This is a genomic window from Streptomyces aquilus, from assembly GCF_003955715.1.
In the GTDB taxonomy this organism is placed as follows: Bacteria; Actinomycetota; Actinomycetes; order Streptomycetales; family Streptomycetaceae; genus Streptomyces; species Streptomyces aquilus.
The window spans coordinates 843,411-859,917 of the sequence record NZ_CP034463.1; the positions used below are offsets into that span (position 1 = coordinate 843,411).

Annotated in this window: 12 protein-coding genes; 10 read left to right on the top strand and 2 right to left on the bottom strand. The window is 73.5% G+C overall.

From position 1 onward, the window contains the following. Positions 1 to 112 precede the first annotated feature (112 nt). The 4 genes from EJC51_RS04035 to EJC51_RS04050 all read left to right on the top strand — a co-directional run bounded on the left by EJC51_RS04035 (position 113) and on the right by EJC51_RS04050 (position 3,375). On the top strand, positions 113 to 1,246 hold the full coding sequence (locus EJC51_RS04035; RefSeq protein ID WP_126269720.1) for an FAD-dependent oxidoreductase: 1,134 nt from the start codon (positions 113 to 115) through the stop codon (positions 1,244 to 1,246). 107 nt (positions 1,247 to 1,353) lie between these two features. Further along, entirely contained in the window at positions 1,354 to 1,761 is a 408-nt protein-coding gene (locus tag EJC51_RS04040; protein WP_126269721.1) for a YciI family protein, read from the top strand. Positions 1,762 to 1,769: 8 nt separating this feature from the next. After that, positions 1,770 to 2,915, top strand: a complete 1,146-nt coding sequence (locus EJC51_RS04045; RefSeq protein WP_126276800.1) for an RNA polymerase sigma factor — start codon at positions 1,770 to 1,772, stop codon at positions 2,913 to 2,915. 73 nt (positions 2,916 to 2,988) lie between these two features. Further along, positions 2,989 to 3,375 (top strand): hypothetical protein, encoded by a 387-nt coding sequence (locus tag EJC51_RS04050; protein WP_126269722.1) that lies wholly within the window; start codon positions 2,989 to 2,991, stop codon positions 3,373 to 3,375. Between the two features lie 27 nt (positions 3,376 to 3,402). Here EJC51_RS04050 and EJC51_RS04055 read toward each other — a convergent pair whose 3' ends face one another. Next, positions 3,403 to 3,984, bottom strand: a complete 582-nt coding sequence (locus EJC51_RS04055) for a dihydrofolate reductase family protein (RefSeq protein WP_126269723.1) — start codon at positions 3,982 to 3,984, stop codon at positions 3,403 to 3,405. 188 nt (positions 3,985 to 4,172) lie between these two features. On the opposite strand from EJC51_RS04055, the gene EJC51_RS04060 reads away from it, so the two are divergent. Beyond that, positions 4,173 to 5,777, top strand: coding sequence for a M48 family metallopeptidase (locus tag EJC51_RS04060; protein ID WP_126269724.1), 1,605 nt, complete (start codon positions 4,173 to 4,175; stop codon positions 5,775 to 5,777). A 27-nt stretch (positions 5,778 to 5,804) separates the two neighbouring features. Here the strand turns inward: EJC51_RS04060 and EJC51_RS04065 are convergent, their stop codons facing one another. After that, entirely contained in the window at positions 5,805 to 6,575 is a 771-nt protein-coding gene (locus tag EJC51_RS04065) for an aminoglycoside adenylyltransferase family protein (RefSeq protein WP_126269725.1), read from the bottom strand. Between the two features lie 95 nt (positions 6,576 to 6,670). Between EJC51_RS04065 and EJC51_RS04070 the strand changes: the two genes are divergently transcribed. The 5 genes from EJC51_RS04070 to EJC51_RS04090 all read left to right on the top strand — a co-directional run bounded on the left by EJC51_RS04070 (position 6,671) and on the right by EJC51_RS04090 (position 16,495). After that, positions 6,671 to 7,627 (top strand): GlxA family transcriptional regulator, encoded by a 957-nt coding sequence (locus EJC51_RS04070; protein ID WP_126269726.1) that lies wholly within the window; start codon positions 6,671 to 6,673, stop codon positions 7,625 to 7,627. A gap of 121 nt (positions 7,628 to 7,748) precedes the next feature. Beyond that, a complete protein-coding gene (gap, locus tag EJC51_RS04075; protein ID WP_126269727.1) occupies positions 7,749 to 8,747 on the top strand; it encodes a type I glyceraldehyde-3-phosphate dehydrogenase in 999 nt (332 codons plus the stop codon). A 246-nt stretch (positions 8,748 to 8,993) separates the two neighbouring features. Then, a complete protein-coding gene (locus EJC51_RS04080) occupies positions 8,994 to 10,523 on the top strand; it encodes an acyl-CoA carboxylase subunit beta (protein WP_126269728.1) in 1,530 nt (509 codons plus the stop codon). Between the two features lie 69 nt (positions 10,524 to 10,592). Continuing rightward, on the top strand, positions 10,593 to 12,461 hold the full coding sequence (locus tag EJC51_RS04085; protein WP_126269729.1) for a fatty acyl-AMP ligase: 1,869 nt from the start codon (positions 10,593 to 10,595) through the stop codon (positions 12,459 to 12,461). Then, a complete protein-coding gene (locus EJC51_RS04090) occupies positions 12,458 to 16,495 on the top strand; it encodes a type I polyketide synthase (protein ID WP_126269730.1) in 4,038 nt (1,345 codons plus the stop codon). The genes EJC51_RS04085 and EJC51_RS04090 overlap by 4 nt, the downstream gene beginning before the upstream one ends. Positions 16,496 to 16,507 lie beyond the last annotated feature (12 nt).

Genomic DNA, 16,507 nt, shown 5'->3' on the forward strand with positions numbered 1-16,507 from the left:
GTCCTGTCGGGACTGTCGGTGCGGTGTCGGGGGTCTGTCGGCGGGGGACCGGAGGCTTTCCGGAGGTCCTGCCGGCGCCCGGTCGGCAGGCGTACGGCAGCAAGGAGTCGTCATGACCACGCATGTCACGATCATCGGCGCCGGCCTCGGCGGGCTGACCCTCGCCCGTGTCCTGCATGTCCACGGCATCCCGGCCACGGTCCACGAGGCGGAGGCCTCCCCCGCCGCGCGGGCGCAGGGCGGGATGCTCGACATCCATGACCACGACGGCCAGGCGGCTCTGGAGGCGGCGGGGCTGATGGACGAGTTCCGCGCTCTCGTCCTGGAGGGCCGGCAGGCGATGCGGCTCCTCGACGAGGGTGGGGCCGTCCTGTTCGAGGAGGCCGACGACGGTTCGGGTGGGCGCCCCGAGGTGCTGCGCGGCGAGCTGCGCCGGACGCTGCTCGACTCGCTCCCGGCCGGGACCGTCCGGTGGGGTCACAAGGTGACGGGCACGCGTGCCCTGGGCGAGGGCCGGCACGAGGTGACCTTCGCCGACGGCGACACCGTCATCACCAGCCTGCTGGTCGGCGCTGACGGCGCCTGGTCCCGGGTGCGGCCGCTGCTGTCGGGTGCCGAGCCCCGCTACATCGGCATGTCGTTCGTGGAGACGTATCTCTTCGACGCCGACACCCGGCACCCGGCCGCGGCGAAAGCGGTCGGCGGGGGTTCGCTGCTCGCGCTCGCCCCCGGCAAGGGCATCCAGGCCCACCGGGAGAAGGGCGACACCCTGCACACGTACGTGGCGCTGACGCGGCCGCAGGAGTGGTTCGCCGCCGTCGACTTCGGTGATCCCGTCGCGGCCACCGCACGGATCGTACGAGAGTTCGACGGCTGGGCGCCGGAGCTCACCGCCCTTCTCACGGACAGCGACACCGCTCCCCTCCTGCGCCCCCTGCACGCGCTGCCCGTCGACCACCGGTGGGAGCGCGTGCCCGGGGTCACTCTGCTCGGCGACGCGGCCCACCTCTCGGCCCCGAACGGCGAGGGCGCCAACCTCGCCATGTACGACGGCGCCGAACTCGGCAAGGCCCTCGCCGCGCACCCCGACGACGTCGAGGCCGCCCTCGCCGAGTACGAGCGGTCCCTGTTCCCCCGCAGCGCCCGGGCCGCCGCCGACGGCACCCGCCTCCATGAGCTCCTCTTCGGCGACACCACACCCCACGGCCTGATCAGCGCGTTCACCGAGGACGAGCCGACCAGGTGAGACCGAGAAGAAAACGTCCTGCCGGTGATGTCGAGATCCCGCGTCCGGCTCCGTCCCCGGGGTGTACGCGGCCACAATGGGCCGCACCAGCACCGAGGAGAGCGATCATGGCCAAGTACCTGCTGCTCAAGCACTACCGCGGCGCCCCTGCGGCGGTGAACGACGTGCCGATGGACCAGTGGACGCCGGAGGAGATCTCGGCGCACATGCAGTACATGAACGACTTCGCGGAACGGCTGGAGAAGTCCGGCGAGTACGTCGACGGTCAGGCGCTCGCCCCGGAGGGGTCGTGGGTCCGCTACGGCGGTGAAGGGCGCCCGCCGGTCACCGACGGACCGTTCGCCGAGACCAAGGACCTCATCGCCGGCTGGACGATCATCGACGTCGACAGTCACGAGCGGGCCCTGGAGCTGGCCGCGGAGCTGTCCGCCGCGCCGGGGGCGGGCGGCAGGCCGATCCACGAGTGGCTGGAGGTCCGGCCGGTCATGAGCGCGCACTGCACGGTCACGGAGTGACCCCACCGATGGACGAGGCCCTGCTGCGCAGCCTCACCCCGAGCGTGCTGACCGTCCTCGTCCGCCGCGGAGCAGACTTCGCGGCGGCCGAGGACGCCGTGCAGGACGCGCTCGTCGAGGCGCTGCGTGTGTGGCCCGCCGATCCGCCGCGGGACGCCAAGGGCTGGCTGGTCACCGTGGCCTGGCGCAAGTTCCTCGACGCGACCCGCGCCGAGACCGCACGCCGCCGCCGCGAGGACCGCTTCGAGGAGGAACCGGCGCCCGGTCCCGCGCCCACGGTCGACGACACCCTCCAGCTGTACTTCCTGTGCGCCCACCCCTCCCTCACCCCGTCGTCCGCCGTCGCGCTCACCCTGCGCGCCGTCGGCGGCCTCACCACCCGGCAGATCGCCCAGGCCTACCTGGTGCCCGAGGCGACCATGGCGCAGCGCATCAGCCGCGCCAAGCGCACCGTCTCCGGCGTCCGCCTCGACCGGGCGGGCGATGTCGCCACCGTCCTGCGCGTCCTCTACCTCGTCTTCAACGAGGGCTACTCCGGCGACGTCGACCTGGCCGCCGAGGCGATCCGTCTCACCCGGCAGCTCACGGCCGTCATCGACCATCCCGAGGCGGCCGGGCTGCTCGCTCTCATGCTGCTCCACCACGCCCGCCGCGCCGCCCGGACGGCGCCCGACGGAAGCCTGGTGCCGCTCGCCGAGCAGGACCGCGGCCGGTGGGACACGCGCCTGATCGCCGAGGGCGTGGAGATCCTCCAGGCGGCCCTCGCGCGCGACCGGCTGGGCGAGTACCAGGCCCAGGCCGCCATCGCCGCCCTGCACGCCGACGCGCCCCGCGCCGAGGAGACGGACTGGGTGCAGATCGTGGAGTGGTACGACGAGCTGGTGCGCCTGACCGACAGCCCCGTGGTCCGGCTCAACCGCGCCGTCGCCGTGGCGGAGGCCGACGGACCGCGCGCGGGCCTGTCCGCCCTCGCCGAGCTGGACGCCGCACTGCCCCGGCACACCGCGGTGGCGGCCTACCTCCACGAACGCGACGGGGACCTCAAGACCGCGGCCCGCCTGTACGCCGAGGCCGCCCACAAGGCCCCCAACCTCGCCGAACGCGACCACCTCACCCGCCAGGCGGCCCGCCTCAACACCCACCTGCATCATTGACGGGGCCGCCGCATACGACCAGGCCGAGACGACCGACACAACCAACGGGCCGTACCGACAGGGGGAGACAGGCATGGAAGCAGGGTCAGCGGGGCCTTCGGGCCCTCGGCTCACGGGAGTCGGCGTCGGGGTCATCCTCGGCGGGGTGACCGCGGTGGTGTCCGTCACCGCGATCGGGAGGGCCTGGGCCACGTGCGACACCGGCAACGGTGCGGCGGCCAACGCCATGACCTTGCTGTTCCTGACTCCTCTCCTCTGGATCGCCGCCGCCGTTCCGTGGATCGCCGTACGGAACACGCTCGGAAGACGGCACCGCAAGAGCGCCCGGGCCGCGGGGCTCGTCCTCACCCTGTGCCTGGCCTGGTACCTGGTGACGTGGCTCGGCATGCCGGACTCCTATCCCGACCCGCTGTGCCCGGGAAACGTGCCGCCCTGGTGGCCGGGCTTCATCCCCGCATGACCGGGGCTGAAGGCCTCTGGGCGAGGGCTACGTCGCGGCGCCGCGGACCACGCGGTGGCGCAGGTAGACGAACTTCGACCTGAAGGTGCGGGTCTCGACCAGTTCGAGGTCCACGCGCTGCTCATGCCGGGGAAAGAACGGGTTTCCGCCGCCGACCAGCACCGGGTGGACGATGCTCCGGTACTCGTCGATCAGTCCCGCCGCGGACGCCTGGGCGGCGAGCGTCGCGCCGCCGATCGCGATCTCACCGTCCCCCGGCTCGGCCCGCAACCGCTCGATCTCCTCCACCAGATCCCCGGAGACGAGCCGGACGTTCTTCCCCTGGACCGACGACAGCGTCCGGGAGAAGACCACCTTCGGGAGCGGATTCCACAGCGCGGTCCACTCACGCGTCGCCTCGTCGAGGGTCGGGTCGTCCGGGTCGACGGTCTCCCAGTACAGCATCGTCTCGTACAGCCGGCGTCCGAGCACATGGACGTCGACCCCGCGGATCTCGTCGATCCAGAACCGGAAGACCTCGTCGTCCGGCTCCGACCACGCGAAGTCACCGCCAGGTCCGGCGATGTAGCCGTCAAGTGAGACGTTCATCGAGTACGTCACGCTGCGCATCAGCAATCCTCCTCGGGGCGGCTTCGACAGTACGACTGCCGCACACCGCCGAACTCATCGCGACGCGCGGGAACGAGGCCTCCTTCGTCGAGGGGGCGCCGCGGAGCCGCCACGCACCCTGTGGGTAAGATCCGCGCACACTTTGTGAACTTCTCGTGCAGTCGCGGCACGTGGGTGGGGGTTTCTCGATGTCGTTCCGACTGCGCGCAGTCCGCGCGTTCGTGCTCCTGGTCGGTTTCTTCCTCATGGGCGGAGTCCTGCTGTCGGCCATGGTGGTGTTCGACTGGCTGGTGATCACACGGCTGGTCACCGAGAAGGCGGCCTGGATCGAGCCCACGGCCGTGTCCGTCACCTTCCTGCTGGCGGTGGCGATCCTGCGCGGCATGTTCGCCTTCCTGCGGGCCGGCCGGCTGGGGCCGGTGACCGACGCGGTGGCGGTCACCCCTGACGACCAGCCCGAGCTGTGGGAACAGGTGCGGGCCGCGGCCGAAGTGACGGGGCAGCGGCCGCCGGACGAGCTGTATCTGAACGCCGAGGTCAACGCGGGCGTGGCCGAGCAGAGCCGGCTGCTGGGACTGCTGCGGGGCCGACGCCGGATGTTCCTGGGCCTGCCGCTGCTCGCCGGGCTGACGGTCCCGCAGCTGCAGTCCGTCCTCGCCCACGAGTTCGGGCACTACGGCAACCGCGACACCCGGCTCGGCGGCGTCACGACGCGCGGCCGGCAGGCGCTGATCCACACGGTGGAGGCCTTCCAGGAGGGCGGCACCCGGCTGCACTACGTCATCGGTGTCCTGTACGTCGGCTACGCCAGGATGTTCCTGCGCATCACCCAGTCCGCAGCCCGGCACCAGGAACTCGCCGCGGACCGGACGGCCGCCCGGTACGCCGGCCGTGACGTGACGGCCGCCGCACTGCGGACGCTGCCGGTGCTCGACGCCGCGCACACCCACTACATGGAGACGTACGCCGCGATGGGCAGCGCGTGGAAAGCGCTGCCGCCGGTCGGCGAGGTCCACGGCGGTTTCCGCCGGTTGCTGGCCGCCCGGAGCGGGGAGCAGCTCGCCGCGCTGCGCGCCGGTCAGCGGCCGCCGCGGCCACACCCGTACGACTCCCACCCCCCGCTGGCGGAGCGGATCGCGCTGATCGAGGGGTTGCCCGCCGATGACCGGCCCGAGCAGTCGCCCGCTGACCCGACCGACGAGCCGGCTTCCCTGACGCTGCTGCGGAACGCGGACCGGGTGTTCGCCGAGCTGGAGACGCGCACGTCGGCGCCGGAGGCGGCACTGCTGCGGCGCATGAGCTGGGACGACCTCACCATGGCCCGAGCGGTCGCCGACGCCGAGGAATGGTCCGGGCCGTTGCGGCTCGCCGTGGCCAGAACGCTGCGCTCGGAGGCGGACGCAGTCCGTGAGACCACGTCCGGGGAGACGGCCGACGGCCTGCTGCCCGGCCTGGAGGAGATACTCGACGCCTTCGACCGCGGTCTGCTGTGGATGGAGATCGCCGACCGCATGCCCAAGCCGTATCAGGCGGCTCGGCTGACCGGGCAGTCGGCCCGCAACTTCATCCGGCCCAGGATCTTCGACGGCATCGCGGGCCTGATCCACCTGCGGCTCGCCGAGTCCGGTGACGCCGTACCGGACATCGCCTGGTCGGGGCAGCCGGGGCTGATCCTGCCCGAGTCGTGGGAGAAGGGCATGGACGACGCCATCGACGCGGCCGTCGCCGACACACCCGACACCGCTCCCCTGCGCACCCTGCTCGCGGAAGGGTCCGGGTCCGGGACCGGATGATCGATACGTCGATCCCCCTGGGCACGGTCAAGGCGCCGGCCCCGCCGTTCGCAGCCGGTCGATCTCGGCGAGCACGCGGTCCACGTGCGGACGTACCCGCGCCCGCAAGGCGGTGCTCCAACTCTCCTCTGAGTAGGGGGCGTTGAGATAGAGGTGCCTGGCGTGTTCGAGGACGGGGCGGTGGTCCGGCGGGAGTCGGGGGAGGGCCCAGTCGGCGGCCGTGTCCTTGGAGCTGATCCGGCCGGTGGCGAGCGTGGTCCAGATTCGGGCGAGGGTCAGCAGGACGTTGCGGGTGTCGCCGTCCAGGTCGGCGAGCAGGGCGGGGATGCCCGCCAGGCTCGCCCGGGCCAGGTCCGTCGGCGGCACCGGGTCGAGGAGCTGCGCCGGGCGCGGGCCGGTCAGCGGGTGGTCGCCGGTCAGTGTGGTGGTGATGAGCAGGCTCAGGTCGGGCATCGGCTCCGGCCGGGGGACCTCCCCGGCCTCGTAGGCGGCGCGCAGCCATTCGCCGTAGAGGAAGTCGCCGGTCGGCGGGTACCGCCAGGGCCGGACCTGGGACTGGACGACGGCGGTGAGCTCGACGGGGCGGGTGCCGTTCCCGGTGCCGGAGATCCGTAGCAGGCCGTCGAGGAGTGACCGGCGCTGTCCTTCCTCCATGGGCTGCCGGATGACGACCAGGATGTCCACGTCGCTGGCCGGTCGGAGGCCGCCCAGCACGGCCGAGCCGTGGAGATAGCTGCCGAGGGCGTCTCGCCCCAGCACACGGTCCACCAGCGCCACGATCTCCCGCACCTGATCCACCGCCCCAGCCTCTCCCCCGGCCCCGCGCCGCGCCCAGCGATTTACCGCTGCGACCGGCGCAGGTGCCGAGGTCGGACCCCACGTAATCTCTCCCTGTGCCCGCCTCCCGCCTGCATCGCGTCGCCGTCCTCGTGCTCGAGGGTGCGAAGCCGCTCGACGTCGGAATCCCGGCGCAGGTCTTCACGACCCGCGCGAGCATGCCGTACGAGGTGCGGGTGTGCGGGGCGACGCCGGGGCTCGTGACCGGCGGCGACGGCCTCGCGTACTACGTCGAACACGGCCTCGACGCCCTCGCGTGGGCCGACGTCGTCTTCGTCCCCGGCTACCGGCACCCGGACCGCGACGACCCGCCGCCGACCGTCGTCGACGCGCTGGTCGCCGCCCACGACCGGGGCGCGCGGCTCGCCGCCATCTCGACCGGCGCCTTCGCGCTCGCCGCGACGGGCCTGCTCGACGGCCGGCGCGCCACGACGCACTGGCACTACACACGCGCCCTCGCCGCCAGGCACCCCCTCGTCCAGGTCGACGAGAACGTGCTGTTCGTCGACGAGGGCAGCGTGCTCACCTCCGCCGGTGCCGCCTCCGGGATCGACCTGTGCCTGCACATCCTGCGCGGGGACCTCGGAGTGGCCGCCTCGAACCATGCGGCCCGACGGCTCGTGGCCGCCCCCTACCGCAGCGGCGGCCAGGCCCAGTACGTGCCGCGCAGCGTGCCCGAGCCGCTCGGTGAGCGGTTCGCCGAGACGCGCGAGTGGGCGCTGCACCGGCTCGGCGAACCCCTCACCCTCGACACGCTGGCCGCGCAGGCCGGGGTCTCGGCGCGCACGTTCTCCCGGCGCTTCGTCGAGGAGACCGGGTACACGCCGATGCAGTGGGTGATGCGCGCCCGCATCGACCTGGCCCGCGAGCTGCTGGAACGCTCCGAGCGCAGCGTCGAGCAGATCGCCGCCGACGTGGGGCTCGGCACGGGTGCGAATCTGCGCCTGCACTTCCAGCGCATCCTCGGGACGACCCCGAGCGAGTACCGGCGCACCTTCACCAAGGGCGAGTGACCCGCCCCTCAAAAGCATCCCTCAAGGGCCTGGCGGGATCCTTTTGAACCATGGCGATCACGCCACTGTCCGCGGGCCGTGCCGCGCGCGAACCTGGGGGCAAAGGGAAGGGACCCCACACATGACTCGCATCGCCATCAACGGATTCGGCCGCATCGGACGCAACGTGCTGCGCGCACTGCTGGAGCGCGACAGTGACCTCGAGGTCGTCGCCGTCAACGACCTCACCGAGCCCGCCACGCTCGCCCGACTCCTCGCCTACGACAGCACGGCCGGCCGGCTCGGACGCCCGGTCACCGTCGACGGGGACACCCTCGTCGTCGACGGCCGGCGCATCAAGGTGACGGCCGAGCGGGAGCCGGCGCAGCTGCCCTGGGCCGAACTCGGCGTCGACATCGTCCTGGAGGCCACCGGCCGCTTCACCTCGGCCAAGGCGGCCGCCGCCCACCTCGACGCGGGCGCGAAGAAGGTGCTCGTCAGCGCGCCGTCCGACGGTGCCGACGTCACGCTCGCGTACGGGGTCAACACCGACGCCTACGACCCGGCCGTGCACACGATCGTCTCGAACGCCTCGTGCACCACCAACGCGCTCGCGCCGCTCGCCTCGGTCCTGGACGAACTCGCCGGTATCGAGCACGGGTTCATGACGACGGTGCACGCCTATACGCAGGAGCAGAACCTCCAGGACGGGCCGCACCGCGACGCCCGGCGTGCCCGGGCCGCCGGTGTCAACATCGTGCCGACCACGACCGGTGCCGCCAAGGCGATCGGCCTGGTGCTGCCGAACCTCGACGGCAAGCTGTCGGGCGACTCGATCCGCGTACCGGTGCCGGTGGGTTCGATCGTCGAGCTGAACACGACCGTCGCCCGTGACGTGACGCGCGACGAGGTGCTGGCGGCGTACCGCGCCGCGGCGGAGGGGCCGCTCGCCGGCGTCCTGGAGTACTCGGAGGACGCGCTGGTCTCGTCCGACATCGTGGGCAACCCCGCCTCGTCGATCTTCGACTCGGCTCTCACCCGCGTCGACGGCCGCCATGTGAAGGTGGTCGCCTGGTACGACAACGAGTGGGGCTTCTCCCACCGCGTGATCGACACCCTCACGCTGCTCGCGGCCAGTTGACCGGTCGCCGGGGCGGTACAGGCCGAGCCGCGACCGCCCCGGCCGGCTTCGCCGCCTGACCGGCCGGCGGCCCACCGCCCCTTGTCACGCGGGGATGAATTCGGGATCCGGAGGACTCAACTCCCCCACAGCCGAAGGTGATTCGCTCAAACATTCGTCGCCGGACTGCCATATTCGACAACCACTTCGGAGGTGGTTGTGACTCAAGAGGCGACGACATCCGGCCCGCCGCAGGCGGGTGCGCACGTGCCCCGGCGCAGCACCGCGGAACGCATCGACGACCTGCACCGGCGCCGTGAGCAGGCGCTGACGGCGGGCGGGCCGCGCGGACGGGGGGAGTTCGGGGCCCGGGAGCGGGTCGAGCGGCTGGTGGACAAGGGGTCCTTCACCGAGACCGGGCTGTTCGTGCGGGCCCGGGCCGACGGGAGCGGTGGCCGACGCCCCCACGGCGACGGCGTGGTCACCGGCTTCGGTACGGTCGACGGCCGCCGGGTCTGCGTGTTCGCCCAGGACTCCACGGTCTTCGGCGGCAGCATGGGCGAGGCGTTCGGCGAGAAGACCGTCGCGCTGATGGACCTCGCCCTGAAGACCGGCTGCCCGGTCGTCGGGCTCAACGACTCCGGCGGTGCCCGCATCCAGGAGGGCGTCGCCTCTCTCGCCCTCTACGCCGAACTGGTACGCCGCAACGTCCAGGCGTCCGGCGTGATCCCACAGCTCTCCGTCGTGCTGGGCCCCTGCGCCGGCGGGGCCGCCTACTCCCCCGCGATCACCGACTTCACGGTGATGGTCGACGGCGCCTCGCACATGTTCGTCACCGGCCCCGACGTCATCGAGGCCGTCACCGGCGAGCGGGCCACCGCCGAGGAGCTGGGCGGCGCCCGCACCAGCAACGCCGTCAACGGCAACGCACACTTCCTCGCCGCCGACGAGGAGGACGCCCTGGACGTCGTACGCGAGCTGCTGTCGTATCTGCCGGCCAACAACCTGGAACCGCCACCGGAGTACGCCCCCGGCGACGCCCCGGCCGGAGACGTTCTGGACGCCGTCGTACCGGACCGGCTCGGGCAGGCCTACGACATGCGGGAGATCCTGCGCGCGGTCGTCGACGACGGTGAACTGCTCTACGTCCAGGAGCTGTTCGCGCCGAACATCCTCTGCGCCCTGGGGCGTGTCGAAGGCCGGTCGGTCGGGGTCGTCGCCAACCAGCCGCTGCACGCCGCCGGAGTCCTCGACATCGACGCGTCCGAGAAGGCCGCGCGATTCGTACGGTTCTGCGACGCGTTCGGCATTCCGCTGCTGACGTTCGCCGACGTCCCCGGCTATCTGTCCGGCGTACGGCAGGAGCGGGGCGGCATCATCCGCCGCGGCGCCAAGCTGCTGTACGCCTACGCCGAGGCCACCGTCCCCAAGGTCACGGTCGTGGTCCGCAAGGCGTACGGCGGCGGGTACGCGGTGATGGGGTCCAAGCACCTCGGCGCCGACATCAACCTCGCCTGGCCCAGCGCCCGTATCGCCGTGATGGGCGCCGAGGGTGCGGTGGGGGTCCTGCACCGACGCGAACTGGCCGCCGCCGACGATCCCGTCGCGCTGCGCGCCCGCCTGGTCGCCGCGTACGAGCGCACCCACGGCACGCCCTATCTCGCCGCCGAACGCGGATACGTCGACGCCGTCATCGCCCCGCGCGACACCCGCGACCACATCCGCCGCGCCCTGGCCGCCCTGCGCGGCAAACGCGCGCCGCTGCCGCAGCGCAGGCACGGCAACATCCCGCTCTGAGCCCTGAGGCCCTCCCAGCGATCCGCACCGAGGCACATCCCTCCCCCGCGACGTCAGGAGCCACATCCCATGGACCGCCGCCACCCCCCGCTCTCCCCCGCGTGCCGGACCCTGCCCCAGTACGTACGGCACTGGGCCGACACCATCCCCGACCGGCGCGCCCTCACCTTCGTCGACTTCCCGGCGCCGGGCTCCCGCGGCGTCCACCGGACGCTGACCTGGCGGCGCCTGGACCTGCGGGTGCGGGCGATCGCCGCCCGGCTCGCCGCACAGGCCGAACCGGGTTCGCGCGTCGTGGTGTTGTGCCCGCAGGGCACGGAGTACGTCACCGGGTTCCTGGCCGCGCTCACCGCGGGACTGGTCGCCGTACCGCTGTATCCGCCCGGCCTGCCCGGGCACGGCGACCGGCTCTCGGCTGTCCTGGCCGACGCCCGTCCCACGGCCGTCGTGACCACGAGCCGGGTGGCGAACGAGGTGCGGGAACTGGTGGCCGGGAGCGGGACGCGGATCGTCTGCGCCGACGAGGTGCCCGACGACGAGGCCGGCGACCGGCCGCCGGTCGACGTGGACGCCGAAGCGCTCGCCTACCTCCAGTACACGTCCGGTTCGACACGTGCCCCGGCGGGCGTGGAGATCACCCACGCGAACGTCGTCGCCAACGCCGGGCAGGCCCTGGCGGCGTACGGCGCCGACACCGGTCCGGTGACCTGTGTGGGCTGGCTGCCGCTCTACCACGACATGGGGCTGGTGCTCAGTGTCGCCGCGCCCGTGGTGCGCGGGGCGCTGTCGGTGCTGATGGACCCGGCCGCCTTCCTCACCGAGCCCGCACGGTGGCTGCGGCTGCTCGCCGCCCATCCGCGGGCCATCGGGGCCGCGCCGAACTTCGCGTACGACTACTGCGCCGGCGCCGTCACCGACGGCCAGAAGGCGGACCTGCGTCTCGACGGGGTCATCGCGCTGATCAACGGGAGCGAACCGGTGCGCCCGGGCACCGTCGACCGTTTCCAGGCGGCCTTCGCCGACCGGGGTCTGCCGGTCACCGCGCACTGCCCCTCGTACGGGCTCGCCGAGGCCACGGTCTTCGTCAGCGCCGCCCGGCCCGGGCAGCCGCTCGGCCGGTTCGCGCTCGACCGGGACGCGCTCGCCGCCGGGAAGGCCCTGCCCGCACGGCCCGACGACCCGAGAGCCGTCCTGCTGGCGGGCTGCGGCACCCCGGCGGGTCAGCGGGTACGGATCGCCGACCCCGTCAGCCGGACCGTCCTGCCCGAGGGGGAGGTCGGGGAGGTCTGGGTGCAGGGGCCCAACGTCGGGCGCGGCTACTGGAACCGGCGGGAGGAGAGCGAGCGGGTCTTCGGCGCCGCCTTCGCCGGTGGGGCCGACGCACCGGACGGGCGGTGGCTGCGCACCGGCGACCTGGGGGCGGTGCTGGACGGGCAGTTGATCGTCACGGGGCGGCTGAAGGATCTCGTCATCGTCGACGGCCGCAACCACTATCCGCAGGACCTGGAGGCCACCGCCCAGGACGCGCATCCGGCGGTGCGGCGCGACCGGCTCGCGGCGTTCGCCGTGCCGGGCGGGACGAGTGGGACGGGCGAACGGGTGGTCCTGGTGGCCGAGCACGTACGGGCCACCTCCCTCGCCTCGCTCGATGTACCGGCCGTGGTACGGGCGGTGCGCGGCGCGGTCTCCACACGGCACGGGCTGCGGCTCGCCGAAGTCGTGCTGGTGCCACCGGGGGCGGTCGCCCGCACGTCCAGCGGGAAGGTGTCCCGGGCGCTTACTCGGGCGCGGTATTTGGAGGGGGCGTACGGGCGGGAGGGCGGAGGGGAGACGGGCAGCGGGTCAGGGGGTGGCGCCGCGTCTGATGACGCGGCCGGCGACACCCCGGGTGCGGCCCCCGGTGCCTCGGCCCACATCACGTCGAGGGCCGTCGGGTGAGGGGCGTCGACGCGGCGGTGTTGCGGCGGCTCATCGCCGAGCGGGTGGCTTCCTGGCTCGGCACCGCCCCGGAGGACGTGCCGATGGACCGGCAGCTCGCGGAGCTCGGCATGTCGTCGCGGGACGCGATCGCCCTGACCGCGGAGTTGTCCCGGGTCACGGGCTGCGAACTGCCCCCGACCCTGCTGTGGGAGGCACCGACCGGGCAGGCGCTGGTGGCGCGGCTGTGCGGCACGGCTCCCGGTCCCGCGCCGCTGATGCGGGCGCCGGGCGCCCCTGGTGAGCCGGTGGCGGTCATCGGCGTCGGCTGCCGGCTGCCCGGCGGAGTGCACGGCCCGGAGGACTACTGGCGGCTGCTCTGCGAGGGCGGGGACGCGATCCGGCGGGTGCCCGAGGACCGGTGGCGGGACTTCACCGCGTTCCCGCCCGCCGACGCCCACCCTTACGGCGGTTATCTCGACGACATCGCCGGGTTCGACGCGGACTTCTTCCGTATCACGCCGCGCGAGGCCGCCGTGATGGACCCGCAGCAGCGGATGCTGCTGGAGGTCGCCCACGAGGCACTCGACCACGCCGCCGTCCCGGCCTCCTCCCTCGCCGGCACCGCCACGGGTGTCTTCGTCGGCGTCTCCGCCCCGGAGTACGGGCAGTTGACCGGCGCGGACCCCGACGCCGTCGATCCCTGGGCGCCGGCCGGTGCGGCGCTGAGCGTCACGGCAGGTCGGTTGGCGTACGTCCTGGACACGCGCGGGCCGAGCCTGGCGGTGGACACCGCCTGTTCGTCCTCGCTGGTCGCGGTGCACCACGCGTGTGTCAGTCTGCGGGCGGGCGAGAGCGACATGGCGATCGCCGCCGGGGTCAACCTGCTGCTGTCGCCCGCCGTCACCGTCGCCTTCCGGCGGGCGGGCGCCCTCGCGCCGGACGGCCGGTGCAAACCGTTCTCCACGGCGGCCGACGGCATCGGACGCGCCGAGGGCTGCGCGGCCGTGGTCCTCAAGCGGCTGTCGCACGCCGAGCGGGACGGCGACCGGGTGCTGGCGGTGATCCGTACGACGGCCGTCAACTCCGACGGACGGTCCAACGGCCTCATGGCCCCCAACCCGGCCGCCCAGCGCGCCCTGTTGGAGACGGCCTACGCGCGAGCCGGGATCGCCCCCGCACACGTGGACCTCGTCGAGGCGCACGGCACCGGCACCCCGCTCGGCGACCCGATCGAGGCGGCCGCGCTCGACGCGGTCCTCGGACAGGGTCGCGATCCCGATCAGCCGCTGCTGCTGGGCTCGGTGAAAGGCAACCTCGGCCATCTGGAAGCCGCCGCGGGGGTCGCCGGGCTGGTGAAGACCGTGCTCGCCCTGCACCACGACCTGATCCCTCCGTCCCTGCACTGCGCGGACGGCAGCACCCTGCCCGGCCCCCGGCTGCGGGTCGTGAGCGAACCCGAGCCGTGGCCCCGCTACAGCGGCACGGCCACCGCCGGAGTCTCCGGATTCGGCTTCGGCGGGACCAACGCCCATGCGGTGCTGGAGGAATGGCGAACCCCGCTGCCCGCGCCGCACGACGATCCCGCCGCCCGTCTGCACCTCCTCTCCGACACCGACCCCGAGCGCCTCCGCGACACCGCGGGCCGCCTCGCCACCTGGTTGCGCATGCCAGAGGGAGGCGCGGCGCACCCCGCCGACGTGGCGCGGACACTCGCCGGACGTACCGGCCGCGGCCCGGTGCGGGCCGCGATCGTGGCCCGCGACCGCGACGAACTCGCCACCTCCCTCGACGAGTTGGCCGCCGGCCGCCCGGACGGGCGCGTCACGATCGGCGACCGGGACCTCGTCGGGCCCGGCACCGTGTGGGTCTTCTCCGGATACGGCACCCAGTGGCCCGGCATGGGACGCCGGCTGCTCGCCGAGGAACCGGCGTTCGCCGCGGCGGTGGAGAAGCTCGACCCGCAACTCGCGGCCGAGTGCGACGGCCTGTCCCTGTACGACCACCTCGCGGCCGGCACCGGCCTGGACCGTCTCGACACCGCGCAACCCCTGCTGTTCGGCATGCAGTTGGCGCTCGCCGAACTGTGGCGCGCGTACGGCGTGGAACCGGCGGCCGTGATCGGTCACTCCATGGGCGAGGTGGCGGCAAGTGTGTGCGCCGGCGCCCTGGACGTGGCGGACGGGGCGCGGGTCATCGCCGTACGGGCTCGGTTGCTGAGCGGACTGCGGGGCGGCGCGATGGCCGTCGTGGATCTGGAGGACCGGCAACTCGCCGACCTGGAAAGGGACTTCCCGGACGTGCGGGTGGCTGTTCACTCCTCGCCGCGGCAGAAGGTCGTCACGGGGACGGAGGCGGCGGTGGGCCGTCTGGTCGACCGTCTGCGGGAGGAGGGCCGGGTGGCGCGGGCGATGCGGGTCGTGGGCGCCGGGCACTCCCCGCAGGTCGACCCGCTGCTGCCGGGGCTGACCGAGGCGCTGGCCGGGGTGCGGGGGCGGCGGGCACGCGTGCCCGTGTACTCCACCGTCCTCGACGACCCGCGCGGCACCAGCGCGTTCGACGCCGCGCACTGGGCGGCCAACCTGCGCAGACCCGTCCGCCTCGACCGGGCCGTCGCCGCGGCGGCCGCCGACGGTCACACCGCGTTCGTCGAGATCTCACCCCATCCGGTGCTCACGGGCGCCGTCGCCGACACCGTGCCGGACGCGCTCGCGTCGGCCACGCTGCGGCGTGACGCGGACGGACCGGCCGCGTTCTTGGGCCAGTTGGGCGCCCTGTACGCGGCGGGCCAACGACTGCCGCTGCCACCCGGCCGGGTCATCGACCTGCCGAGGCCGCGGTGGCGGCATGTGCGGCACTGGTGGACGGACGGAAGGGCCGGGGACTCAGCCCGACGGCACGCGACTGCCGACGCGGGTCCGGTCGAACATGGCCGAGGCCAGGGGCAGTTCGCCGCCGCCCCGGCCGCCGGAGGCCAGGCGCACCCGCCCGAGCACTCCCCCGTCCTGGCCCGCCTGAGCCACCACATCGCCACGGTGTCCGGCCACTCCCCGACCCGCGTGGTCCCCACGGCCGCGCTCGCCGATCTCGGCCTGGACTCCCTCATGGCGGTCCGTGTCCGTACGGCCGTCGAGCGGGAGTTCGGCGTCGAACTGCCGCTGCGTGACCTGCTCGGTGCCGGCACCGTCGCCGACGCGGCCGTCCGCATCGAGCGGGCCCTCCCTCGGTCGGCCGGTGGCGCGACCCCGCGTCCCTTGCGCGCCACCGGCTCCCGGCCACCGCTGTTCCTCGTGCACGCGGCCGGCGGTCGGAGCACCGTGTATCAGCCACTCGCCGAACGACTCGGCGCCGACCAACCGGTGTTCGGCCTCGACCGGCTCGACGAGTCCCGCACGGTCACGGACAAGGCCCGCCGCTACGCCGACGCGATCCGTTCCAGCCACCCCACCGGGCCGCTCCTGCTGGGTGGTTGGTCCTTCGGCGGCTTCGTCGCCCAGGAGACGGCACGGCAACTGGCCGCCACGGGACGGGACATACCGCTCGTGGTGCTCATCGACTCCGTACGACCCCTCCCCCGGCCCGGGCAGACACCGGGCGATCGGATACGGGCCCACTTCGAGGGCTTCGCGCGCTACGTCGCCGAAACCTACGGCGTACGCCTTGAGTTGCCGTACGACGAGCTGGTGGCGATGGACGACGACAGGGACCGTATCGACGCCGTGCTGGCCACCGTACGGGAGGCCGCCGACGTGCCGCGTGCCGCCCTGGAGCACCAGCGGGCCTCCTACCTGGACCTGAGGATCGGCGAGGCGCATCGGCCGGAACGGTACGACGGCCGCGTGCTGCTCTGCCGCGCCACCGAACCCGCGCCGCACACGGTCCGCGATCCGGCGTACGAACGCGACGACGAGGCGCTGGGCTGGGACGAGGTGTGCCCGCGGCTGGAGGTCGTCCGGGTGCCCGGCCATCATCTGGCGCTGCTCGACCCGCCGTACGTCGACGAGATCGCCGCCCGCCTCGGCCGAGCGCTCGCCGCACGCGTCCCCGCTCCCTGAACCGACCCGACC

Excerpts from the sequence above, each read along its gene's own strand:
- EJC51_RS04035 (WP_126269720.1), top strand. The coding sequence starts at position 113 with ATGACCACGCATGTCACGATCATCGGCGCCGGCCTCGGCGGGCTGACC.
- EJC51_RS04040 (WP_126269721.1), top strand. The coding sequence starts at position 1,354 with ATGGCCAAGTACCTGCTGCTCAAGCACTACCGCGGCGCCCCTGCGGCG.
- EJC51_RS04045 (WP_126276800.1), top strand. The coding sequence starts at position 1,770 with ATGGACGAGGCCCTGCTGCGCAGCCTCACCCCGAGCGTGCTGACCGTC.
- EJC51_RS04050 (WP_126269722.1), top strand. The coding sequence starts at position 2,989 with ATGGAAGCAGGGTCAGCGGGGCCTTCGGGCCCTCGGCTCACGGGAGTC.
- EJC51_RS04055 (WP_126269723.1), bottom strand. The coding sequence starts at position 3,984 with ATGCGCAGCGTGACGTACTCGATGAACGTCTCACTTGACGGCTACATC.
- EJC51_RS04060 (WP_126269724.1), top strand. The coding sequence starts at position 4,173 with ATGTCGTTCCGACTGCGCGCAGTCCGCGCGTTCGTGCTCCTGGTCGGT.
- gap (WP_126269727.1), top strand. The coding sequence starts at position 7,749 with ATGACTCGCATCGCCATCAACGGATTCGGCCGCATCGGACGCAACGTG.
- EJC51_RS04085 (WP_126269729.1), top strand. The coding sequence starts at position 10,593 with ATGGACCGCCGCCACCCCCCGCTCTCCCCCGCGTGCCGGACCCTGCCC.